Source organism: Gilliamella sp. B2717, assembly GCF_026536675.1.
Lineage (GTDB): Bacteria > Pseudomonadota > Gammaproteobacteria > Enterobacterales > Orbaceae > Gilliamella > Gilliamella apicola_I.
In genome coordinates this window covers 37952-64193 of the sequence record NZ_JAFNNQ010000096.1, presented here as the reverse complement: position 1 = coordinate 64193, position 26242 = coordinate 37952, and the positions used below count along the sequence as shown (strand labels likewise).

Annotated in this window: 17 protein-coding genes; 9 read left to right on the top strand and 8 right to left on the bottom strand. The window is 35.6% G+C overall.

What is annotated here, in order from left to right; genetic code table 11:
- Positions 1-74: 74 nt before the first annotated feature.
- Genes mukB through mukF form a run of 3 tightly spaced genes read right to left on the bottom strand, consistent with a single transcriptional unit; the run spans position 75 to position 6593 of the window.
- Positions 75-4493 carry a chromosome partition protein MukB gene (mukB, locus tag J3U35_RS10950; RefSeq protein ID WP_267361375.1) on the bottom strand — a complete coding sequence of 1473 codons (4419 nt, stop codon included), beginning with the start codon at positions 4491-4493 and terminating at the stop codon, positions 75-77.
- 2 nt (positions 4494-4495) lie between these two features.
- Positions 4496-5227, bottom strand: coding sequence for a chromosome partition protein MukE (mukE, locus tag J3U35_RS10945; RefSeq protein ID WP_363317426.1), 732 nt, complete (start codon positions 5225-5227; stop codon positions 4496-4498).
- Between the two features lie 43 nt (positions 5228-5270).
- Positions 5271-6593 carry a chromosome partition protein MukF gene (gene mukF / locus J3U35_RS10940; RefSeq protein ID WP_267361372.1) on the bottom strand — a complete coding sequence of 441 codons (1323 nt, stop codon included), beginning with the start codon at positions 6591-6593 and terminating at the stop codon, positions 5271-5273.
- Positions 6594-6972: 379 nt separating this feature from the next.
- Here mukF and J3U35_RS10935 point away from each other — a divergent pair, with 379 nt between their 5' ends.
- Complete coding sequence (locus J3U35_RS10935) at positions 6973-7698, top strand: DUF4198 domain-containing protein (RefSeq protein ID WP_267361370.1); 726 nt, start codon at positions 6973-6975, stop codon at positions 7696-7698.
- A 47-nt stretch (positions 7699-7745) separates the two neighbouring features.
- On the opposite strand, the gene J3U35_RS10930 is transcribed toward J3U35_RS10935, so the two are convergent.
- Positions 7746-9134: an MFS transporter gene (locus J3U35_RS10930; protein ID WP_267361368.1), complete on the bottom strand. Its 1389-nt coding sequence runs from the start codon at positions 9132-9134 to the stop codon at positions 7746-7748.
- Positions 9135-9709: 575 nt separating this feature from the next.
- On the opposite strand from J3U35_RS10930, the gene pntA reads away from it, so the two are divergent.
- On the top strand, positions 9710-11242 hold the full coding sequence (gene pntA / locus J3U35_RS10925) for a Re/Si-specific NAD(P)(+) transhydrogenase subunit alpha (protein ID WP_267361366.1): 1533 nt from the start codon (positions 9710-9712) through the stop codon (positions 11240-11242).
- Positions 11243-11257: 15 nt separating this feature from the next.
- Positions 11258-12658 carry a Re/Si-specific NAD(P)(+) transhydrogenase subunit beta gene (gene pntB / locus J3U35_RS10920; RefSeq protein WP_267352382.1) on the top strand — a complete coding sequence of 467 codons (1401 nt, stop codon included), beginning with the start codon at positions 11258-11260 and terminating at the stop codon, positions 12656-12658.
- A gap of 92 nt (positions 12659-12750) precedes the next feature.
- Here pntB and fabR read toward each other — a convergent pair whose 3' ends face one another.
- A complete protein-coding gene (fabR, locus tag J3U35_RS10915) occupies positions 12751-13395 on the bottom strand; it encodes an HTH-type transcriptional repressor FabR (protein ID WP_267352383.1) in 645 nt (214 codons plus the stop codon).
- A gap of 45 nt (positions 13396-13440) precedes the next feature.
- Positions 13441-14367 (bottom strand): DNA-binding transcriptional regulator OxyR, encoded by a 927-nt coding sequence (oxyR, locus tag J3U35_RS10910; RefSeq protein WP_267361364.1) that lies wholly within the window; start codon positions 14365-14367, stop codon positions 13441-13443.
- A gap of 462 nt (positions 14368-14829) precedes the next feature.
- On the opposite strand from oxyR, the gene pcnB reads away from it, so the two are divergent.
- From pcnB to sppA, 6 genes are all read left to right on the top strand, one after another.
- The gene (gene pcnB / locus J3U35_RS10905) at positions 14830-16164 is read left to right on the top strand and encodes a polynucleotide adenylyltransferase PcnB (protein WP_411589972.1); all 1335 of its coding nucleotides are present in this window, start codon (positions 14830-14832) and stop codon (positions 16162-16164) included.
- A 74-nt stretch (positions 16165-16238) separates the two neighbouring features.
- Positions 16239-18596, top strand: a complete 2358-nt coding sequence (gene lptD / locus J3U35_RS10900) for an LPS assembly protein LptD (protein ID WP_267361362.1) — start codon at positions 16239-16241, stop codon at positions 18594-18596.
- Positions 18597-18670: 74 nt separating this feature from the next.
- Positions 18671-19984 (top strand): peptidylprolyl isomerase SurA, encoded by a 1314-nt coding sequence (gene surA / locus J3U35_RS10895; protein ID WP_267361360.1) that lies wholly within the window; start codon positions 18671-18673, stop codon positions 19982-19984.
- Positions 19977-20774, top strand: coding sequence for a 16S rRNA (adenine(1518)-N(6)/adenine(1519)-N(6))-dimethyltransferase RsmA (gene rsmA, locus J3U35_RS10890; RefSeq protein ID WP_267361358.1), 798 nt, complete (start codon positions 19977-19979; stop codon positions 20772-20774). The genes surA and rsmA overlap by 8 nt, the downstream gene beginning before the upstream one ends.
- 4 nt (positions 20775-20778) lie before the next feature.
- Positions 20779-21612: a bis(5'-nucleosyl)-tetraphosphatase (symmetrical) ApaH gene (gene apaH, locus J3U35_RS10885; protein WP_267361356.1), complete on the top strand. Its 834-nt coding sequence runs from the start codon at positions 20779-20781 to the stop codon at positions 21610-21612.
- 14 nt (positions 21613-21626) lie between these two features.
- Positions 21627-23474 (top strand): signal peptide peptidase SppA, encoded by a 1848-nt coding sequence (gene sppA, locus J3U35_RS10880; protein WP_267361354.1) that lies wholly within the window; start codon positions 21627-21629, stop codon positions 23472-23474.
- A gap of 37 nt (positions 23475-23511) precedes the next feature.
- Here the strand turns inward: sppA and J3U35_RS10875 are convergent, their stop codons facing one another.
- Both J3U35_RS10875 and J3U35_RS10870 read right to left on the bottom strand, forming a co-directional pair.
- The gene (locus tag J3U35_RS10875) at positions 23512-25344 is read right to left on the bottom strand and encodes a sulfatase-like hydrolase/transferase (RefSeq protein WP_267361352.1); all 1833 of its coding nucleotides are present in this window, start codon (positions 25342-25344) and stop codon (positions 23512-23514) included.
- A 162-nt stretch (positions 25345-25506) separates the two neighbouring features.
- Complete coding sequence (locus J3U35_RS10870; protein ID WP_267361350.1) at positions 25507-26205, bottom strand: Bax inhibitor-1/YccA family protein; 699 nt, start codon at positions 26203-26205, stop codon at positions 25507-25509.
- Between the last annotated feature and the right edge of the window lie 37 nt (positions 26206-26242).

Genomic DNA, 26242 nt, shown 5'->3' with positions numbered 1-26242 from the left:
ATTTAATATCAGACAATAACCTCTTTATCGACTTTCATCAATAAAGAGGTGGTATAAATCAATCCAGTATTCCGTTATGCAAAGCCTTTTAATCCAACCACATGAACATGTTCTTGATTGTTGATTACTTTACGTACCAGTTTGTAAGTTGTACCTTTTTCTGGACTAATGTTTTCAGGTGCAGCAATAATAAGCTGCATTTCTAACCGTTCACAAAGTTCAAAGAGTGTAGCAATAGATTTGGCATCAAGTCGAGCGGCTTCATCCAAGAATAATAAACGACATGGCGAGATATCTTTATTACGTAAGCGTTTGGATTCTTCTTCCCAACTTTGAATAACCATTAATAGTATTGACATACCGGTACCGATTGCTTCACCGGTTGATAATGCACCACTTTCAGCACGTAACCAACCATCTGCCCCCCGATTAACTTCAACATCCATTTCTAGATAGTTGCGGTAATCAAGTAATTCTTCACCAATATTTTGTGCGGTTCGTTGTCCCATATCGATATGAGGATTTAAACGTTGATAAAGTTTTGCTAACGCTTCAGAGAAGGTTATGCGGTTATTGCTGAAGAGATCTTGATGCTCGTTCTGGTCATCTGCTAATGCCGCTAACAGTGATGAGTGAGCTTCACGAATCGTGACATTTAATCGTACGCCATTCACCTGTCCAAATGCCACCGCTTGTAAACCTTGGTTAAGCATACGAATACGGTTTTGTTCACGCTGAATAGTTTTACGGATAATATTTGCTACACTTTTTGAGCTGATCGCTAACTGTTGCTCACGTGAAGTTAATTCTTCGGTCAAGCGTGATAATTCAATTTCCATTTGTTCAATGGCTTCAATTGGGTCATCCGTTTTGACGATATCTTGGCGAATTCGCTCGCGAAGATGTTTATAAACGGCAATATAAAATTGAATTTTGCGTTCTGGTCGTTTTGGATCTTCGGATAGTCTTAATACATCACGTAAGTGCTCGTTGTCATTGACCGCTAAACGTAATGAACCTAACGCTTTATCCGACATTGAACGTAGTTCATCTGCACTTAAATAAGCCAGCTCACGTCGATGTAATCGTCGTTCAACACTGTTTTCTTTAACTAAACGTAATACTAAGCACCACCCTGCTTTGGCTTCAACAACTTGTTCTCTAAGCTGTTTATAATCCCGCAGTGTTTGTGCTAGTCGTTTTTGCATTTGCGTCATTTCGCTTTCACACATAATGAGCTGCTTTTCAAGCGAAGTACAATGTTGACGATTACTATTTAGTTTTTGATGAATTTCATCACGACGAGCTCGAGCACGCTCTTCAGTGATCGCATCCGCTTTCACACCAATTTGATCTATTTCTTTATGCAGTTCATTAAGCATATCTCGTTTAGTTTCAAAGGCGCTTTTTAGTGAAGCTAACGTTTGATTATATTGATTATACTTATCTTGATATTGCTGCATTTGACTGCGTGCTTCAGTTCTTTGTGCTTCAACAATTTCTAATCGAGCTCGCAATTTTTCGTTCAAATCAGTATTTTCATTCAACATTCCAGCTGAATCTTCATAACTAAAGTGAGCCCGGCGTTGCATTACTTCCGTTAGTGCAAAGACTTGCTGGCGAATAGTGTGTTGCTGTGCTTTAACGATGTTGTATTGTTCACGCAATGCTTCGTTTTGTTCAGGATCACTTTGTAATACAGCAACTAACGGTTCAAGCTCAGAAACGGTATGGCGATGACGGCTGACGTATTGCGCCGCATCTTGTGCTTCAGCAACCTGTTCACGCAATTCATCTACTCTATCCGCTAAATCATCATCAGCCAGTAAATGCATTTGAGCAACTAATCGGTTTACTGTCACTAATTGCTCTTTACAATTGGCAACTTGCTGTTGATTTTGTTTATCAATCGATTCTTGTGATGTTAATTGACGTTCAATTTCATTGCGTCTTGTCGCTAATTTTTGCGCCTCAGCTTCGGGATCGATATCAAAGGCAACCGATAAATATTCACCAATAAATTGACCAACATTTTGCTCAATACGTTGTAATTTTTGTAAATCAAATGAGAGATTAGCATAACGTTCATGCAGCTCATCTCGCTCTAATGATAGTTTTTCAAGATGAATTTCACGTGCTGCTCGCCCAAATAACGGAACTTTTGGAAAACTGGAGAAGCGCCATTGGCGTTCACCTGTTTTAACCAATACGGCCTTATTCATCTCTTCACAATCAAAAACACTATCATCAAATGAGGATGGATCACCTTCAATAAAATAGATATCTTCTGGATAATCTTCTTCACTGGTGGTCAGATTTTCAAGTTGTGCTTTAACTTGCGACAAATCCGGTACCACAATTGCTTGACGTGATGGGCCATATAACGCTGAGAAATAAGGTGCATCATCAATGGTGACATCTTCGTAAATTTCAGAAAGTAATACACCATTAAATCGCTCAGCTAATGCCGATAAACGACCATCATCAACCCCACTTGGTTGATTAAGTTGTTCAATTTGAGTATCTAATTGATTTCGTTTGAACGTTATCTGATCGCGTTCTGTAACTAATGCGCGTTCTTGTTCAAGTAGCTGTTGCATATGTTGCGTAACAGCTTGACTGTGGGTAAAGCTTTGTCCAGTTTGCTCTTGTAGGGCAATTAAGGCATCTTGTGCTTTTATCCACATTGGTGCTTTTTGTCGATAATCCGCTATTTTGGATTGAATTTGTTCAAGTTCTTGTCTGAATTCGATTCGTTTTTCACTTGATTCATTGGCCAATATTGCGTTTTCATCAAGTTGTATTTCAAGTTCTTGTTTTAAGTCATCAAGTTGATCGTATTCAATTTGGCGACCAATGCGTTTACAGAATTGGGTTAATAGTGATTCGGCTTCTTTTTGTTCAAAAAAGCGTTGTTCTAATTCATCAAGTTGGAGTTGTAAATGTTCAGCTTGTTCAGCTTGATAACATTGTGACGGCCATTGTCTTAATGCTTCTTTCGCTGCACGCCAAGCATCACTACGAACAACATCGCCAACTAATTTCACCACTAATTGATATGCTCGATCAAATTGATTTATCGCCGCATCAGAAACACTGAGTCTTTGCTCCATTTCAAGCACTTGATCAGTTATTTCTTTTTGTTTTTCTTCAAAAACTTCAAAATGATTTTCGATATTACTTATGCCTAATTTGGGTAATTGACATAAAGATTGAGCATTTTTTAGTACTTGCAGCGCTTGTTGATATTGAATTGCACGAGTTTGTTGTACATCAAGTGCTTGTTGATAATCCGCTAATTGCGTTTTGATTTCATCCACTTCGTGTTCGGTGTGTTCCACTTGATCTCGATAGGTTTGATACTGTTCATTCGCTTCAAGTACAACTTCATTTTGCTCTTCAAGTTTTAAATTGAGATCATCTAAATCAGCTTGATAACGGTCAATTTTTTCTTGTTGGCGTAGCGCTGTTTGCGCTAAATTAAGGTGATCATTGGCTGCTTGTAAGTCGGTTTCTAAGTCACTTTGTGCATCTTGGAACTCTTTAAGTTCTTTTGCCATTTCAACTTGGCGGAACTGGTTACTAATGAGCAAATCTTGTGTTTTGAACATATCACGACGTAAACCCAGCACCGATTCAATATGTACACGACGCTCGTTAGCATGACGCATATAATCCGCAGCCACGTAATCGGTTGATTCAGTGATAAGATGTTTAAATAGGTCTCGGTCAGATTGAGTCACCCGAATAGCTTCTAGTGTCATTCGGTTTTCACGAAGTGCCGCTTCCATATCCTGAAACGCTTTACGTACACCACTATTTTCAGGAAGTAAGTAATCACGAAGTGAGCGAGTAATCGCACTTGAAATACCACCATATAGTGACGCTTCAATCAACCGGTAATATTTACTACGATCGGATGAGGAACGTAAGCGCTTAGGTAATACACCAAAGTCAAACATAACCGAATGATAATCGGTAATTGAATTAAATTGCTTAAAGATAACGCCTTCTATTGTTTCGACTTTATCTTTTAATTCGGGCAAGGATAAAATTCTAGCTTGTTTATCATTTAAACGTTCGGTTACCAGTTCAGTTGGGCTAATGCCAACAGGCAAACCTTGTAATAGAAAAGGTTTGATGTCGACTTTTTTATCACGCCCAGCCACCTGCTGTAATCGAACACCACATATAATTCGCTGATTACGTGAATTAATGACATCAAGCATGGAATAACAAACGCCAGGTTTTAATTTACCATGTAAACCTTTATCACGTGATCCTGATGTTGCACCGGCTTCAGTAGTATTTCGAAAGTGTAATAGTGTTAAATCAGGAATTAATGCGGTCACAAATGCCGCCATGGTTGTGGATTTACCTGCCCCATTCCCCCCTGAAAGCGTAGTGACAAGTTGATCTAATTCAAATGTTCTGGCAAAAAAACCATTCCAGTTTATTAGGGTTAATGAGTGAAACTTACCGTGTCCAATCATAATTATTCAATCTCCTCATTAACATCTTCTTCTTGTTCTTCGTTATTATCATCGTCTAGGATAAGCGATGATTCGATTTTGATTGCTTCACCGTCTCGAATTAAACGTAATTGCGCTTCTTGTGCATCATCACTACTGCGTACATCTGCACCAAAACGGAAGATAGATTCGTTGATACGAAAACGGCTACTGTCATTTCCTACAATAAAAAATATCATGCCTAAACGACGTAATCGATTAAGTGCCGTTTTGACTTTATCAAATAGCTTTTGCCGATCCAAATCTGATCCAGTCGACCGTTGATTAACTAATTTAAGTAATTTACTTTCATCCGCTAACGAAACAAGTTCATCAAAGAGTTCTTGTAAGGTAAAAATACCTTCATGCGCTAGCCGTTCAGGACTTAGATATAAGTAACAAAGGACTTTACCGACTAACATATCAAGTTCGGATAATACCGAACGGGGGATTAATGTTGTTGAACGAGGACGAAGGTAGAAAAAGCCTTCTGGTGCACGAATTAATTCGACATTATAACGTTGATAAAATTGTTCTAGTTCGAGTTGAAAATCCATTAAAAAGGCGTGATTATCCAGTTCATCTATACCGATATGACGTCCGGAACGCAATAAACTATCAAGCTCAGGAAAAAGAGGATTGGCAATTGCCTGTGCTAATTTAACGGGCATATATTTATCGATAGATGCTTGGGAACTTGCCGCAATGCGCCCCATGACTTCATCAAGATGATGAGCTGTTTGTTCTAATTCTAAATCTTTAGTATCTGTTGATGACATGTGCTTGTACCTTAGCTCCATAATCGTTAATAGGTTTCCATTCGGCTGGGATACCGAGTAAATCATTTTCGGCAATCCCTAAACGAATAGCCTGATCGATAAATAATCTTGCAATATCAAAATGTTGTTCTCGAGGGAACTGTGCTAGATAACTATGAATAGCAATACTCATATCCAGTGGTTTATTTTCCTGTTTGAAGATCAATAAATTTTGTTCGATATGGGCAATAATGTGTTCTTGAATCTCTTCAATCATCTCAAATTCAAGTTCTGAAGGTAATTCACCTGTTACTTCTGCTTCATGTAGTGCAAGTTCTTCATCACGCATATCAAGTAGGCGATCAGCATTGGCAAAAATAAGTGACCATGGTAAATCGAAATAGCCTTGTATTGATTTACGTAATCGCTGTGAAAAGACTCTATTTTTATCTAAATCAATAGCAGTACGGATAAATTTATGAACATGGCGATCATAACCAATCCAAAGATCAATCGCCTTTTGTCCCCAGCCAATAATACGATCAAGTTTGCCTTGTAAATCCATAACCACATTATTGATTTTATCAAGTTCAGGATTATCCATGGTTGCATCTTGAATCAAGAGCAGACTTGCTTGGAGTTTATCGCCCGCAGCGGCTAGCGTATCTTGCAATTCTCTTAATGTTTGTGACGTTTCAGTGAGTAGACCTTCACAACTACTAATTGCTGCTTGCCAATCTTGGCTTAATAATGCCGAAATATTTTGTTTTACATCCGCTTGTTGCTCATCCATTACCCGTTGGGTAATATCAATACTATCAAAAATCTCTGCAACGGAGTATTTCAAGGGTGCAAAAACGTTACGATGCCAGTGAAGATCATCACCACCTTCTAGTGCTGCATCAGCCGCACGTTTTAGCTCTTGAGCAACAATAGAAAGCTGAATTGATAAACGTAACGTAGAAAATTCTCGTTGACGAATATAGTAATCCGAAATGCCAATTCCCAAAGGCGTCAAACGATAAATTGAATAACCATCAGTCATTTCGCTAGCAAAACGCGTAATTAATCGCTGGCGTACTAAATCATTAATGGCATTATTTGCTCGAACAGCAATGGTATCTTCACTCTGTTCAAAAATTTGTGATACATGCCTGAAAGCATCAATTAATTCAGATTCAGTCATTTCACCATCAAAGCGTTCGCTATTTAAGACGGCTATCGCCAATAAAAAAGCAAGCCGTTCAACTGGCAAATTAATTGAAAAATCATTTTTTTTTGCCCAAGAGACCAGTTCTGGCACTGATTGGGAAAAATCCATCATAGTGGTTCCTTAATAATAGATGCTCAATTGTTGAATGCGCCCTAAATATAAATGAGTAAGACAATATATTGCGTTAAGGACAAAATACTTTTGATTATATAACAAATTGTAATAGTTAAAAATAGCAAGTTTAAGATTTGTTATTCATAATATGTTTTTATATATCAAAAAAATAAAAACACAATTTGGTTATTTATATTCAAGAATTGTAATGCAATTATTTTATTACTAAAGCGATCAAAAACGAACAAAACATATTTTATATTTAATTATCATATTAAACATTTTTTGATGATCAATAATTACACAAATAGCATTGACTTTTTTTATATCGATATGATAATGATTATCATTTTCATAAAATATAAGGATTTTTATCGTGCGTAAATTATTTGTACTCATCTTATCAGGAAGTGTTACTTGTATGATATCACAATCGCTTTCTGCTCATGGTATTTGGATCGCTAATCGGGTTGATCAAAAGCAAATCGTTTTAGGTGAAGGCCCGTTAGATAATGGTTATCAAACGGAATATGTAAAAAAGATTCATGCTTATAATGGTAATTGGACTTCTTTACCGATTAATCAAAAAAAACATCAAAATTATGTGACCGTTGAACCGACAGAAAATACCGCTGTTGTAACGGTTAGTTTTGATTATGGTTATTGGACTAAAAATGCACAGGGTAAATATGTTAATCTTCCGATGAATAAAGTAGAAGGAGCGAGTAAAGGAACCCATGCCATTAAATACAGTGTCAATTATTTATCATCCGTCAACGCACCTAAACGGGTTGAAGATATTCCGTTACAAATAGTACCAGCAGTTGATCCAACCCAATTAAAACGCGGTGATAATTTACTTGTAACTGTCTATAAAGATAATCAGCCATTAACAAATACTGCTGTTATTATCGATGTCGTTAATAATTTAGATAAAACGATTACAACTGATGATAAAGGTCAAGCGACCATTACTATTCCTAATCAAGGCTTAAACGTAGTAGGTGTCGAAATAGGTTTTCCCCTAAAAGATAGCCAACTTGCGACTCAAGAAAAATTTTTTACAACATTAGTTTTTACACTCATGCCAGAAGAAGATTAATTTAAACAATAAAAACGGGATTAAAAAATCCCGTTTTTATCTTGATTTTATACTTCAGCTTCGACAGGTCGAGGAATAAAGAAACTACAAACTAAGGCTAAAATTGTAATGATTAATCCTAATAACATTCCATTAAAATAACCCTTAACGGTATAACCACTTATCATTTGTACAGCAGGCAATAAAGCAAAACTTAATCCTGCACCTAAATTAAAAGCCCCTGCATTCATGCCTGGCAGAAAACCTAAGTTTTCTTTAGGCGATAAGACTATACCAAGACCATTTAAAATGATATTCGCCATTCCTGCATAAAAAATACCTAATGCAATAACACCAATAATTAATATCGGTAGTGAATCAATCCCGTAGAACATGATCATTAATTGACTAATGACACATCCTATTAAACCTAATTTAAGTACCTTATTGTAACCTAAACTTGGCGCCAAACGTCCAGAAAATGGCCCTATCAACCACCCAATTAAGGCATAAGGTGTTAATAAAATAAGTGAAGCCCAATCAGCTTCTAAACCAAATCCGATTTCAGTATTTTGCGCTAATGACATCACTAACCCATTAACGACGGCAAAAATCCCTGTCATAGTTAATAGTGTGGTTAACAATATTGCCCAAGTTGCTCTGGTTTTTAAATGTACTATCGTTACTAATGGTTGTTTACTGGTTTTTTCTGTTTTCCAAAATAGAATAAAACAGATACCAGCAAAAATAGTTAATCCTATGACTTTAAACCAGTTGGCAAGGGCTAAATTCCCTGCTTCATTTAGCGCTAGTAACAATGCAGCAACAGTAAGCACAATGAACAGCACACCTAACCAATCCATTTTGGTTCCTTCAGAAGGTTTAGACTCAGGTGCATGACGATGAACAAAATAGGTGGATAGCGCTGCGGCAATCGCAATGACCCAAAACACCGAACGAAAACCGCAATAAGTTGCAAGCAGACCGCCGGCAATTGCATCTATGCCAGCAATACCGCCATTTACAGCGGTCACTATGCCCATTAACATGCCATATTTTTTGACATCTTTAACTTCATGACTGAGCATCAGTAAACAAAGTGGAACGACTGGCCCTGATACACCTTGAATAATTCGCGCAATATATAATACAACGATATTCGGTGCAACCGCTGCAAGCACCGTACCTAATGTCATAATAAACAACATAATCGTTAAGACTTTTTTACGACCTTTTATATCACTTAAACGGGGTAAAAATAATGAAAACAGTGCAGCAGAGGTAAAAAAAGCGGTTTGGGATAATCCGACTTGAGCGTCGTTAGAACCTAATTCTTTAGCAATAGTGACTAATACTGGGCTTAACATACTCGCATTGAGTTGAAATGCTACACAAGCAGCAAGCAATGCAAACATTAATGTTAGCATACTATTTTTTTTCTGGCTTAATTCGGCCATATTTTACCTCGTTAATACTTATTATTGGACAATACTTGGTTTTACCATAACCTCAACAGCAAATTACAGGGCTATTAATTGTTACGTATAAATCAAAACAACACTGTTTTGTGTTTATAAGACTGACACTAAAAATCCCAACGATTTAATATCAATTGGGATAGGTTAACGTTTTATCTCGCCAGCATTATTTACTGATTTTTCCATAAATCTTTTTAATTGAACTATTTTGATTGAATGTTCTGATAAATTCCAAGTTTTATACGATGAATCACAAGCCAACTAAACCTGTTTTCTTTCTAATAAATGCAAAGCTATCAGTAGAAGGAATGATCAATTTTAGGTAAACTAACACATCTATTTCTTCCTTAATTAGTTCACTATCAAAAAGATTTAATCACATTGGTTGCAGGGTAAATATTTTAATTTTAATTCACAGATTTAAAATCCAATTATTATTAAATTTAATATTAATATTTCGATAATAAAAAATAAATTCCCTACTCGCACCGTCGCTAATTTATGCTAAAATCGAGAAACATTTACAAGCTCACTTAACATAAGGACGTAACGCAATGCATATCGGTATACCTAAAGAACGGTTAGCCAATGAAGCAAGAGTTGCTGCTACACCACAAACTGTTGGACAACTGTTAAAACTTGGTTTTACAGTTTCAGTTGAACAAGGTGCTGGACATGCTGCTCATTTCGAAGACCAAGCTTTCATTGATGCTGGAGCCACCATTCAAAATACTCAAGATATTTGGCAAAATGACTTAATTCTTAAATTTCACGCACCAACTGATGAAGAAATCGCGTTGATGAAAGAAGGATCAACTCTCATTAGCTATATTTATCCTGCTCAGCATAAAGAGTTATTGGAAAAACTTGCTGCCAAAAACATAACAGTCATGGCAATGGATTGTGTGCCACGTATTTCACGAGCACAATCACTTGATGCATTAAGTTCAATGTCTAACATCGCTGGTTATCGTTCAGTTATTGAAGCGGCAAATCAATTTGGTCGTTTTTTTACTGGTCAAGTTACCGCTGCAGGTAAAGTCCCACCAGCAAAAGTTTTAGTCATTGGTGCCGGTGTTGCCGGTCTTGCTGCAATCGGTGCAGCGGTGAGTTTAGGTGCAATTGTTCGGGCATTTGATACTCGCCCTGAAGTTGCCGAACAAATTAATAGTATGGGCGCTGATTTTTTAGAATTAGATTTTGAAGAAGAAGCCGGTTCAGGCGACGGCTATGCAAAACAAATGTCAGCAGCTTTTATTGAAGCTGAAATGGCTTTATTTGCTGAACAAGCCAAAGAGGTGGATATCATCATCACAACCGCTCTTATCCCCGGTAAACCTGCGCCGAAGTTGATTTCTAAAGAAATGGTAGAATCAATGAAACCAGGTAGTGTGATTGTAGATTTAGCGGCACTAACAGGTGGTAACTGCGAATTAACCAAACCAGGTAAAGTTTTTGAAACCAATAATAACGTTAAAATCGTTGGTTATACTGATTTAGCTAATCGTATGCCTGCACAAGCCTCACAGCTTTATGGTACGAATATTGTTAATTTACTAAAACTGCTTGCTAAAGAGAAAGACGGCAATATTGATATCAACTTTGATGATGTTGTTATTCGTGGTGTGACAGTGGTTAAAGATAAAGAAATCACTTGGCCTGCACCACCAATACAAGTGTCGGCTCAACCGCAGCAAAAAGCGACAACGCCTGTTGTAAAACCCGAACCGAAACAAATAACACCACAAAAGAAATTTGGAATTCTGGCTCTGTTAATCATCGCCTATTTTTGGATTGCTAATTCAGTTCCGGAAAGCTTTTTAGGGCATTTTACTGTTTTTGCCTTATCCTGTGTTGTGGGTTATTACGTTGTTTGGAATGTCACCCACTCTTTACATACACCGCTTATGTCTGTAACAAATGCGATTTCAGGCATTATTTTAGTCGGTGCCATATTGCAAATTGGTGATGATAATGGTTTAACGACTGCCATTGCCTTTGTAGCTATTTTGATTGCTAGTATCAATATTTTTGGTGGATTCTTTGTTACTCAAAGAATGCTAAAAATGTTCCAACGTGGCAAATAGAGGGGAGTATCAATAATGTTCAGTAATGGAATTATTCAAGCAGCCTATGTGATTGCTGCATTACTTTTTATATTTAGTCTACGTGGACTTTCAAATCAAGAGACAGCTAAATCTGGTAATATTTACGGTATGATCGGCATGGCTATTGCACTTATTGCTGCCGTTGCAAGTATTAAAGGTGGATTGCATTGGATCATTATTGCCATGATTCTGGGTGCTGCTATTGGTTTATACCTAGCCAAAAAAGTCGAAATGACGCAAATGCCTGAACTGGTGGCATTACTTCATAGCTTTGTTGGGATGGCAGCAGTACTTGTTGGTTTAAATAGCTTTTTAGATTTAAATAGTGCAATACTGATATACCATAGTAGTGAAATGACCGTCCATTTAGTCGAGATTTTTGTCGGTGTCTTTATTGGTGCAGTAACATTCTCAGGTTCTATTGTCGCATTTGGCAAACTTAATGGACGCATTAGCTCAAAACCGTTATCTATTCCAAATAAACATTATTGGAATTTAGCTGCAATTGTTGTCTCAATCATTTTAATGTTTACGTTCATTGAGCTAAAAACAGGCGCTGGCGCACTGGTCTGCTTACTTGCCATGACCATTATTGCATTCGTATTTGGCTTCCACCTTGTTGCATCTATCGGTGGTGCAGATATGCCTGTGGTTATTTCGATGTTAAACTCCTATTCAGGTTGGGCTGCCGCCGCTGCCGGATTTATGCTAAGTAATGATTTATTAATTGTTACCGGCGCATTAGTTGGTTCTTCAGGCGCCATTCTTTCTTATATTATGTGTAAAGCAATGAATCGCTCTTTCATTAGCGTTATTGCAGGCGGTTTTGGTACTGACGGTAGCTCAGCTAACACTACTGATGAAGAACAAGGTGAATATCGTGAAATGCAACCTGCTGAAGTTGCACAAACGTTAAAAGAAGCGCGTTCTGTCATTATTGTACCAGGTTATGGTATGGCGGTTGCGCAAGCACAAGGCGCTGTCAGCAATATTACAGAAAAACTACGTGGTATGGGAATTGAAGTAAGATTCGGGATTCACCCCGTTGCAGGACGTTTACCAGGTCACATGAATGTATTATTAGCAGAAGCTAAAGTCCCTTATGATATCGTACTAGAAATGGACGAAATCAATGATGATTTTCCTGATACAGATGTTGTTTGGGTCATTGGTGCAAATGATACGGTTAACCCTGCGGCAGAAGAAGATCCAAATAGCCCTATCGCAGGCATGCCTGTACTTGAAGTTTGGAAAGCGAAAACGGTGATTATTTCTAAACGTTCAATGAATACGGGTTATGCAGGCGTACAAAACCCACTATTTTTTAAAGAAAATAGCTATATGTTATTTGGCGATGCGAAAGATAGTGTTGAAAAAGTATTACAGAATCTGTAATGATTATTGATTAAATCATTTTATTTAACTGCGGTTTAAACCGCAGTTTTTTTATAACCAAATTATAGGTTTTATTAAATAAAAAAATTAAATTAGCGATTTTCGAGTTTAATTTGTTCTTTATGATAAAGATAATAGGCGCCACGTGAAACCATACGAAGTTGAAATATCAGATCTTCGATGAGTTCCTGACGTTGAACGATATCAAAATCAATTGCTTCCGCACCCGCATTAAATGCAATGGTTACCATTGCCTCTGCTTGAGCTTCATTATAGTAATGGGGCATGTTATTGGCATTATCAAGATAATCAACCAGTTCAACAATAAAATGTTGTATTTCGCGAGCGATAGCGGAGCGAAAAGCTGATGAGGTTCCGGCTTTTTCACGTAGTAATAATAAAAAAACTTTCGGATTTTTATCAATAAACTCAATAAAAGTTGTGACAGAGGTGCGTAAGACACTGCCTCCTTTCTCAATACGTTTTCGAGCTTGACGTAATAATTGACGAAGCGTTAGACCACTTTCGTCAACCATTGCTAAACCTAACTCATCCATATCTCGAAAATGACGGTAAAAAGAGGTCGCTGCAATACCTGCTTCACGTGCAACTTCACGCAAACTTAAACTTGCAAAACCTTGCTCTGCGTTAAGTTGATTAAATGCTGCATCGATTAAGCTACGGCGTGTTTTTTCTTTTTGTTTTGCACGCACGCCACCAGATTTGCTATTTTTCATTTTTATTTTTAATAACTTTAAATAAATTGATTTGTTCTAAAATAATTATTTCGCCACGTTAAGTAATTTTTCTTTTTCAGCAAATACTTTTGGCATATGATCACGAATTGTTTTAGCAATGGTTTCATAACGAGACCGTAATGGTGAACCTGGTCGATAAATCAGCTCAATACTTCGTGAAGGAACAGGATCAGTACAAGGGATATAACAAATATTATCACGAGTTCGCTCGTTTGGCGCGGCTAACTCAGGAAATAAAGTAATTCCACGACCGGCTGAAATCATACTGCGTAAAGTCTCAAGACTTGTTGCTTTAAATTGCTTGTCTTCGTCGATTCCAACTTGGAAACAATAACCCATAGCGTGTTCACGTAGACAGTGTCCGTCTTCTAACATGAGGAATTTTTGCCCTTTCAAATCTGAAAGTTTGATGGTTTTTTGATTAGCTAAATCGCTATTTGTAGGTACAGCTAAGAACATTGGTTCATCAAATAAAGGTAACTCAATAAATTGCGCTGTCTCTTTAACTTGAGCAACAATCGCACAATCAAGTTTACCACTTTCAAGTTGTGCAACAATATTGGCCGTTTGAGCTTCGTGCAAATAAAGTTCTAATTGAGGAAAAGATTCATGTAAAACCGTGATGACATGAGGCAATAAATAAGGTGCAATGGTGGGAATTAATCCAATATGCATTGGCCCTGACATCTCTTCACCTTGGCGGCTTGCCATCTCTTTCAAAATTTGGATATTACGTAATATCTCTTTGGCTTGTTCTACAAGCATCATGCCAGTTTGAGTAAATAAAACCTTGCGACTAGTGCGTTCTAACAACATTACGCCAAGTTCATCTTCCAATTTTCTGATCTGTCCACTTAAGGTTGGTTGACTTACATTACAAGCATCAGCTGCTTTACGAAAATGCCGGAATTCAGCTAAAGAAACAAAATATTCTAAATCACGAATATTCATAATGCCCCCGATAAGTTATCAGTTAATAGTATATACTCAAGTGATTTTGGGAACTTAATTGCAGTATAAAAATTAACGGTAAAAATGTCTTGTAATCATGTTTTAACGTTGTGTCTGTTGCTGGAAATTATTGTTTCCCTACAATTAACTCAAAAAAATTCAAGTATAAGTTTAAATAATTATAATCAGTTCCATGATATTACATAGATACAAACGAAATTAAATAAGTCGTTTTGATTGAACGATATTACTATATTGTACTATATAAATAAATGTTATTTTTGATAATTGTATTTAAAAAAATCAGATAGAAAAATCATTGACTGTTTTACGACGACTTATTCAAGGAGTTTAATGATTACTTAATAGTTATTGGTTTGAGCCGTGGAAAGTTAAATTCAATTAGGCTATAATTCGGCATTATATTTGGTTTACAATTTATAACAAATTTTGAGGTGCGCTATTTTTAAACAAGTTTCCCGCTTTTATCGTAAAATGTTTTGCCATGATAAACACCCTGAATCACATTATGTGTCCATTCCTCGTAATGAACATAATATCTCTCGCAAAGAGATAAGTGAAAATGCGCTTAAAGTACTTCATCGATTAAATAAACAAGGGTATGAGGCTTATTTAGTTGGAGGGTGTATTCGGGATCTTCTTTTAGGCAAAAAGCCAAAAGACTTTGATATTACAACCAATGCGACACCAGAACAAATACAAAAGATTTTCCGTAATTGCCGTTTAGTTGGCAGACGTTTTAGACTTGCCCATATTATGTTTGGTAAAGAAATTATTGAAGTGGCAACTTTCCGTGGTGAACATGATAATCAATTGGATCAAACCAATATGTCTAGACGTTCGCAATCCGGAATGTTATTACGCGATAATGTGTACGGAACCATAGAGCAAGATGCTATCCGTCGGGATTTCACCATAAATGCACTGTATTACAGTTTAAAAGACTTTAGCTTACGTGATTATTGTGGCGGTATTGCAGATTTACAAAAAGGTCTAATTCGCTTAATCGGCGATCCTCAAGTACGCTACCGAGAAGATCCGGTCAGGATGTTAAGAACGGTACGCTTTGCCGCTAAATTGGATATGGAAATTGAAGCACAAACAGCAAAACCCATTAAGCACCTAGCACCATTATTGAAAAATATTCCAGCTGCTCGACTTTTTGATGAGTCGCTCAAACTTTTACAAACGGGAAATGGTTACGCAACTTATAAATTATTAAAAGAATATCATCTTTTTGAACAACTTTTTCCAGCTATTAACCGATTGTTCACAAATAATCAAAATAGCTTTTTAGAAAAAATCATTGAGCAAGTTCTTAAAAATACCGATTATCGCATTGCTAATAATAAAAGGGTTAATCCGGCATTTTTGTTTGCTGCATTTTTTTGGTACCCAATTATTGAGCAAACACAATTAACTTGTATTGAAGGTGGTTTGCAATTTCACGACGCTTTTTCTGTTGCTATCAACGATGTTCTTGCTGAACAATGTAAAGTGCTTGCCATCCCTCGACGGTTAACCTCTATTATGGGCGATATATGGCGTTTACAGCTACGCATGAAGAAAAGAGAAGGCAAACGAGCATTTGCAATTTTAGAAAATCCTAAGTTTCGTGCTGCTTATGATCTTCTTGAAATGCGAGCATCAATTGAAAAAGGCGAATTACTTGAACTGGCTAAATGGTGGGATGAATTTCAATTTACATCGCCTGAAAAACGAGTAATCATGGTCAAACAACTCAATAAAACATTTAAACGCAAAGGAAAACGTTAATTTTTCATTCGCACTTTTATAAATAACCGTTATAATGTGTTAATTATAAAAAACATAATTAATTTTAATCATTGATGAAAAAATTAACGCCATCACTAATCACATTAACCATAGTTTTTTCCTTATATAACAATGTTTGTTATGCTATTGCTTTGCCAAAATCTGATAGCAATAACGCTCAATGTCTAAATAATGTGCCTAGATTTGATCGACCATTAGTCAATGGTAATATCAATACATTACCGGTTAATGCTGAATCAAACGAATTTGAAGCTAATTACCCAAATACAGCCACTTATAAGGGTAATGTATCAATTGAACAAGGCAATCGGGTTATAAAAGCCGATAAAGTGACAATAAACTCACAAAATAATACCCAAACAGTCACCCTCGATGGCAGTATCAATTATCAAGATAATTTAATTCAAATGAAAGGCGATCATGCATCGATGAATCTTAATAATAACGATACTGCAATAACATCAAGTAAATACCATTTGGTAAATCGCCTTGGTCGTGGTCAAGCCGATGAAATCAAACTTGAGAATAATCGTTATGTGATCTTGAAAAATGGTAGTTTTACGTCTTGTCCTATTGATAACAATACTTGGAGTATCAAGGGTACAACCGTAATTCATGACAACAAAGAAGAATTGCTTGAAGTTTGGAATGCGGTTTTTCGAGTGGGAAAAGTACCTGTTTTATATTCACCTTATTTACAATTACCTACCGGAAATAAACGACGTTCAGGGTTATTAATGCCGAATCTTAGCTTTAATAACAAAGATGGCGTTGATTTTTCGCTACCTATTTATTGGAATATTGCACCTAACTATGATGCAACTTTTCAACCAAGAATCCTAGTAAAAAGAGGATTTCAATTAAAAACTGAGTTCCGTTATCTTAACGAACTTGGTGCGGGTACGCTTGCCTTTGATTGGCTACAACATGACAGTCAATATAATAAAGACCGTGATAATAAAGCCAATGGTATTAATTATGATGATAATCGTCAACGCTGGTTATTTTATTGGAAAAACGATGAACTGATTAATTACAATTGGCGACTAAAAATTAATGCTACACGTGTCAGTGATAACCAATATCTTTCGGATTTAGATTCCGATTATGTTTCATCAACTGCGGGTTACCTTTCTCAGCTTTATCAGTTGGGTTATAACGACGAAAATTGGGACATTACATTAAGCCAATTAAACTTTCAGACTTTCCGTACTAATTTAAAAGATAATCTTTATCAAACTCAACCTCAGTTAGATATTACCTATTACAATTATGATTTCGGGCCATTTAAATTTAAAAACTATGCGCAAATCAGTCATTTTGTAAGTAAAGGAAAAAATGAACCTAAAACTTGGCGTACTCACATCGAACCAACATTAAACTATACGTTAACTAATTCTTGGTCTTCGATATCAACTGAAGCTGGTTTTATGGCCACTTATTACAATCAAGATTTACCAAGTAATAGTAACCGTTTCAAAAATCTTGATAAAAATGTCAGTCGATTTATACCCAAAATATCGGTTGATGGTAAAATTATTTTTGAACGAGATACAACCCTTATTGAGGGTTATACCCAAACATTAGAGCCACGTGTAAAATACATTTATATACCTTATAAGAAACAATCAAATATATTAAATTATGATTCGACCTTACTCCAATCAGACTATATTGGATTATTTAGGGATCAACCTTATAGCGGTCTAGACCGAATTCCATCTACTAATAAAATTTCAACCGGTATAACAACACGTTTCTATGATATAAATAAAGTTGAACGATTCAATTTTTCGATTGGGCAAACCACGTATTTTACTAAATCAAGAACCAGTGAAAACAATACCAAATTGGATAGAAACTCTGATACGGGTAGTATAACTTGGGCAGCAGACAACTTTTGGCAAATTTCAGATGAAATTGTATTTAGAGGTGGGGTGCAATATGATACTCGCCTTGATGCAATATCATTAGCCAACAGTATTTTTGAATATCGTCCTTCGAGTAATAAATTAATTCAATTATCATACCGTTATGCAAATCATAAATACATCGATACGGTTGATTTAAACTCGATTTATAATAACTATAAGCAAAATATTTCTCAAACTGGTATTATGACTACTTGGCCACTCTCTGAAACAGTTTCAGCAGTTGGATCGTATTATCATGATGTCAAAAAAGGACAAATGGTCGATGGGTTTGTTGGATTACATTACAGCGACTGTTGTTGGGGGATGACAGTGCAATATGGACGAAAACTAACTGATTGGAATATCGATACGCATAAAAGTAAATATGAAAATAAATTGTCTTTAAACTTTGAATTACAAGGATTTGGACGCCGAAGTGACGCAAAAGCAAAAATGTTAAATTACGGCAAACTTCCTTATGTCTCAGCGTTTGAATAAATTGTTCAAAAAAACATAATCAATTAATTTATTACTATAGCAATGACACTATAGCAAAAAAATGAGTTAAAAATATGAAATTATTAAAACTAATTATTGCGTTAAATTTAAGTTTAAGTATTGGTTTGCTTAATCCTTTAACAGCAAATGCTGCGCCACGCGTTATTGAGCAGGTTGCTGCTGTTGTCAATAATAACGTCATTTTAGAAAGTGATGTTCAAGAAATGCTTAAAACCATTAAAGCAAGCACAAATCCTAACAATTTACCGAATGATAAAATACTTCGTCAACAAATCATTGATCGTTTAATTGTTGAAAACTTAATATTACAAAAAGCAGCTAAAGCTAAAATTACAGTCAATGATGATGAAGTAACTAAAGCAATAGCTCAGATTGCAAGTGAAAATGGCATGACCGTCAATCAATTACGCAGTAAGTTATCAACGATGGGAATTAGTTATTCAGCTTATCGTGAACGTATTCATAACGATATGCTAATTGATCAAACCCGTATGAATGAAGTTAGACATCGTATCAATATTTCTGACAAAGAAGTGGAAAATCTATCAAAAAGTTTGACCAAACAACTCACGAATAATTTAAGCGTAAAGATTAGTCACATTTTAATTGCTATTCCTGAGAAAGCGTCTAAACAACAAGTTGATGTTGCAACCGAAAAAGCACGGGATGTAATCAATCGAGCTAAAAAAGGCGAAAATTTTGCTAAACTGGCTGCCTCATATTCAAACGATGATCTTGCCTTAAAAGGCGGTAACATGGGGTGGCGTAAACTCAACGAGCTACCAACGATATTTGAAGAACGTTTAGTTCGTGCACCTAAGGATAGCATCATAGGACCAATTCGTTCTGGGGTAGGATTACATATTTTAAAAGTTGATGATACTCGCACTGAAAAACCAAAAGCAATTACTGTTCAAGAAGTGGATGCTCGTCATATTTTGATTAAAACAAATGTCCTTGTTACAGACCAAATAGCTAAACAGAAATTAACAGACATTCGAAAAGCAATCGTGAGTGGTGCTACCACTTTTGAAGCAGCAGCGAAAGCGTATTCTGAAGATCCCGGTTCAGCCGATAACGGCGGTAATTTAGGTTGGAGTATGCCAGAACGTTATGATACCGGCTTTAAAAATGGATTACTTAAACTTAAAAAAGGTGAAATCAGTCAGCCTGTTCAATCTGCTTATGGTTGGCATTTAATTCAGCTACTCGATACCAGAAAGGCAGACAAAACCGAATCAGCAAAACAAGATCATGCTTATCGACTTATATTTAATCGTAAATTTGCTGAAGAATCTCAAATCTGGATTCAAGAGTTAAAAGGTGACGCATATATCAAAATCAAAGGTGTAGATGATAATGAATAATCGAGTTCACCAAGGACATTTTGCCCGTAAACGTTTTGGGCAAAACTTTTTACATGATGATTATATTATTGAAAGTATTGTTGCCGCAATTCAACCTAATAAAGATCAGGCACTTGTTGAAATTGGGCCTGGTCTTGCAGCACTAACTATACCCGTGAGTAAACTTGTCGATCACCTTACTGTCATAGAAATTGACCGTGATTTGGCGGAAAGACTAAAACAAAATCCTTTATTAACTGACAAGTTGACCGTAATCGAACAAGATGCACTTAATTATGACTTTAATATACTTGCAACTGAATTAGGTAAACCATTACGCGTGTTTGGTAATTTACCTTATAATATTTCCACACCTTTAATGTTTCACCTTTTTGAATTTGCAAATATCATCACTGATATGCATTTTATGCTACAAAAAGAGGTGGTTACACGCTTGGTCGCAGCGCCGAATAGCAAAGATTATGGTAGATTGAGTGTTATGGCACAATACTATTGCCAAATCATTCCCGTTTTAGAAGTTCCTCCGAGTGCTTTTAAACCTGCGCCTAAAGTTGATTCGGCGGTAGTTAAATTAATCCCTTATAAGCAAAAACCTTACTTAGTTAATGATGTTAAGATACTTTCTCGATTAACTACTGAAGCCTTTAACCAAAGGCGTAAAACGATTCGTAATAGCTTATCCAATATGTTCTCTGTAGAACAACTCATTGAATTAGATATTGATCCAACGCTACGAGCTGAAAATTTAACTGTGCAGCAATATTGCCAGCTTGCCAACGCATGGAAATGATGTCATGGCAAACTTACTTATCGGTGATATTCATGGTTGTTATGATGAGTTTATGCGATTGCTTGAAAAAGCTGGATTTTCCTCAACCGATACGTTATGGCTAACAGGTGATCTTGTAGCACGAGGCCCTAAATCATTAGAAGTTTTAAGATTTGTCAAAACGAATACCAGCCAAATTCGGCTGGTATTAGGTAATCATGATCTTCATTTGTTATCAGTTTATGCTAATGTTACGCCGCCTAAAAAGAAAGATAATCTTGAAGAGGTGATCAATGCACCAGACTATGATGAATTGATGAATTGGTTACGTAAACAGCCTTTAGTTCAAATTGATGAAAAGTTAAAAATCATTATGACCCATGCAGGTGTCTCACCGCAGTGGGATATGGAAACATTAAAAAAATGTGCTGATGATCTCAATAAAATATTATCTAGCGATTCTTATCCCCTCTTTCTTGACAAAATGTATGGAAACTTTCCGGATGAATGGTCATCGGATTTACAAGGTTTTGATCGTCTACGTTATGCCACCAATGCGTTAACACGTATGCGATTTTGTTATGATGATGGTCGACTTGATTTTTATTATAAAAAACCACCTGAGCAAGCGCCAACAAAACTTAAACCTTGGTTTTTAATTCCTAGTCAAATACCGCCTGAATATAGTATCGTTTTTGGACATTGGGCGGCACTGAATGGTAAAGGTACGCCAGAAAATATTTTTGCACTTGATACGGGATGTTGTTGGGGTGGAAAATTAACTTGTTTAAGATTTGAAGATAAGAAGTATTTTAAAAAAAGAAATATTGAAGCTAAAAAATTAGATAAATCATTATGAAAGGGTCATTTACTATGTCTGTTTTATCCGTCATTAAATCCATATGGAAAGTTATCAATTTCCTAAGAGAGCTTTTTTTTAACATTATATTCTTGATTGCCATATTACTCATTTCAAGTTTTATTGCATTATTTAAAGAATCACAAAGTTTAGACGACGTTCCACAAAATGGCACATTAGTTTTAGATCTTGAAGGTGTTATTGTTGATAGCACACTTTATAATGATGATATTTATCATTTACAAAACAAGATATATGGAAAACGAGTAAATCTTGCTCGAGAAAACAGTTTATTTGAATTAACACAAAAGATAGATCAAGCTGCCGCAGATCCAAATATTGAAAATATGGTATTAAGATTAGATAATTTTGTTGGGGCAGATTTGAGTTCACTACAATATATAGGTAAATATCTCACTAAATTTAAAAAGGCGAATAAACCCATTTATGCCTCAGGCACAAACTTTAATCAAAGCCAATATTATTTAGCAAGTTATGCTGATAAAATTTCTCTTACCCCGCAAGGTGCCATTAATGTCTATGGGCTTGCTGCTAATAACCTATACTACAAGACTTTACTGGATAATTTAAAAGTGAACACGCATGTTTTCCGTGTTGGTACTTACAAATCAGCTATCGAGCCTTTTATCCGTAATGATATGTCTGCTGAAGCAAAAGCGAATACCACAAGATGGTTAACATTGATGTGGAATAATTATTTAAATGATATTGCTTCCCAACGAAAACAAGCACCATCACAACTGGTTCCTAGTCCGGAAACCATGCTAACTAGATTGCACGAGGCTAATGGCAGCATGAGTCAGTATGCGTTATCAAATGGTTTAGTGGATTTCGTAAAATCGGATTACCTTTTTGAACAAGATTTTTATGAATTTGTTCTAAAAGGTAAAGATTTACCTGAAGTCAGTATTTATGACTACAAATTAAAAGATGATAAAAAACAGGATACTAATTCAGTTTCTAAACCGCTTATTTCTATAGTTTTTGTGAATGGTACGATTTCAGATGGTGAAAATGATAGCAATATCGCCGGCAGTCAAGAAATTGTTGATCAACTCAGAACAATTCGTGAAAATTTAACCGACAATAACATTCAAGCTGTTGTGTTAAGAGTCAATAGTCCTGGTGGCGGTGTAGAAGCATCAGAAGCCATTCGTAGCGAACTTGAAGCATTACATGAATATCAAATTCCTATTGTGGTTTCAATGGGTGGTATGGCTGCGTCAGGAGGATACTGGATTTCAACGGCATCGGATTATATTGTTGCTAGCCCTAATACGATAACTGGATCTATTGGTATTTTTGGTATGATTCCAACTTTTGAAAACTCGCTTTCTCATATAGGGGTTTATAGTGATGGCGTGTCAACTTCTCCATTGGCAAATAATAACTTTGCTAAAAACTTGCCTGAAGAGATGAATCAACTCATACAGATGAATATTGATAATGGTTATAGTACATTCATTTCTTTAGTGGCAAAATCACGTAAAATGACCACAGAAGCAGTGGATAAAATTGGTCAAGGCCAAGTTTGGCTAGGTGAAGAAGCCTTTAAAAATGGGTTAGTAGATAAACTAGGTGATTTTGATGATGCCATTGAAATCGCCGCAACGTTAGCTAATTTAACTGACTATCGAATTGATTGGCAAAAACCGGAAGTCAACTGGTTTAGCGCCTTTTATTCAGATATGATTGCTATGTTACCAAAATCAACGGCGGAAGTTTTATTTGAAAAACTTCCTGAAGTAAAACAAATTCGTGAACAAGTCTCTTTATGGGATAAATTTACCGATAAACAAAATCGCTATATTTATTGTCTGAATTGTGCTGATGTTAAATAACATCATCTTATGCCACCAAAATTTTGGTGGCATAATTTTATTTATTACCTTCCTGATAAAAGTATCGCATTTTATTCATCGCATCTTGAATGTATTGATAGTTTGGCGTTTGATCAACTTCATGATTTCGTGAATCCATATAATGGCTAATACCCATTCGATTAACAAAATAGATATTATCCAACGTTCGTACCGCATAAGAACTGTAATTTGACATTAACAACCAATTTCTATCTGTGATTGGACTAAATAGATCATACCCTGTTGAATAATCAGATATGTCATTTTGAACATGTAAATAATGTTTCATTAACGAAGGTACAACATCTTCATGACTTGTCAAACGTTGACTATTTTCCTGAAGAATTTTTAGATCTTTCGCTCCAATGATAATAAAAGGCACCTTAGTTTGTGCATCGGTATAATTCCCATTATGCCCCCAGAACCCTAGTCCATTATCATTAATTTCTTGAGAATGATCACCCGTAATAATTATTAATGTATTATTGAGTGTTCCCGATTTTTTTAGTTCATCATAAATATTTTGCATCAAATAATCATCATAATAGACACTCTGTTTATAACGATTAAGAATTGGCAGTGGGTTAGTATTATTATTCAAGGTGATATAATTTATATCGCCTACGGGTTTATACTTTACTTCAAAGTCATTCGGAAAATCATAACCATGAGGAGCATCATAAAATAAAAACGAAAAAGTCGGTTTAGAGGTATCCCGATTTTGATACCAAGCTAGCCAATCATTGGTCATCTGTTTATCACGATATGAAGGCGTACCATTTGGACTGCTAATTCTCAAATTTTTAATGGTTACAAATGCTGTGCGGTCAAATTCAGGAGACGAAACTTTAGCAGAGGTAAAAATACCAATATTATAATTTTGTTGCTGTAAAGTAGTAATAAAAAGTGAAGGAATACTATTACGCAAAAATGCATCCCAATAAGTACCAGGGATACCATAAAATAATCCGAAAATTCCAGTACGGGTTGCATTACCTGTTGAATAATGATTATCAAAAATGACACCATTATTTTGTTTAACAAATCGATAGGTATTGGGTGAATTATCTTCATTGAAAGTATCGTAACGCCATGAATCTAAGACAATAAACATAATATTCATTTTTTCTTTATTTTCAGGATCAATCACTAAACTATTTTTAGGATAATAGATATTTGCACTTGATTTGGTGTACTGATTAATCACTTTACGCTCCCCTGCTTTATCAAAAAAACCCATGATTTTTTTTGAAGTAAAGGGACGATAAAGAGGAAGATACTCTTTAACTACCATAATGGGTGAATAAGCATAATAGAAAGCCACCATATGGATTACATGACTAATTAACGCAGAACCCAATAACATGATTGTGGCTATAACAATCATTCGTGTCTTCTTTCGATGATCTTTTGATTTAGTCATCTTTTTATCTAAAAAACACAGAATAAGTAATTCGATACAAAATACTAAAGTGGCAAGTGCTAACATTACAATATAAGTAATAGTTGAAAAGTCTACCACTTGTCCAGAAAAGACTAATGAAAGAACCGATTGATTAATATGAAAGCGATATTGTTGAAAAACAATCGTATCACAAAATAATACTATCTGCGCTAAACTAACCAACAAAGCAGCAATAGTATTAAAATAACATTTTTTTAACCAAATTAAAGAAACGAGAATCAAAAAAATCAGAAGATATAATGAAAAAAAATGCCCTAGCACGGCAAAAAATGAAAAAAAACCACTTTGCCATGAAAACGTGATTCCTGGTATCAAAAAGTATCTGATTGCAATTATGGATGAGATAAAGGTATTGATTAAAATAAATGTATATAATTTTTTCATAATAATTGATTACTTTTAAAAATATTCAGCCATATATCAATTAGATAATACAGTAAGATATAATTAAAATTCCATTTACAGAAAAGTTGATGCTTAAAAGTTGGATTACAACGAGAGCAATAAGGGCTCAAAAGAGCCCTTACTATATGAATAAATTTGAAACTATCGACGATCAGCAAAAATTCTTAACAACAAAATAAACAAGTTGATAAAATCAAGATAAAGCGTTAATGCTCCAAGAATAACATAACGTCTAAACATATTTGGGTCATCTTGTGATATGTTTTCGCCTAATTCTTTTAATTTTTGAGTGTCATACGCTGTTAACCCTGCAAAAACAAAAACACCAATATAGGTTACTGCCCACATTAATGGTTCACTTTGTAAAAATATATTTACGATCGAAGCGATAATAATACCAACTAATCCCATAAATAGGAAACGCCCAAAACCGGATAAATCACGTTTTGTCGTATACCCATAAAATGCAAGTGCACCAAACATACCCGCAGTGATAAAGAAGACGCTTGCTATTGAAGATGAGGTATAAACAAGGAAATAAATAGAAAAAGTACAACCATTTAAGACTGAATATAACATAAATAATGTTGTCGCCGCTGCACCTGATAATCGGTTAATTAAACCAGAGATAACAAATACTAATCCAAGCTCAGCAATCAATAGAATCCACATTATGTTATATAATACTCGCATAAGTTGCACATTCGTTGATGCAAACCACGCGATCATTGCCGTTAAAAGCAAACCTACCGTCATCCAACCATAAACATGACTCATATATGTTTGCACACGGCTACCGGATTGTTCAATAATTGAACCATTAGGAGTATATCCTGCCATTCCTTACCTCTCATTAAAAATAAATTGACATAACATA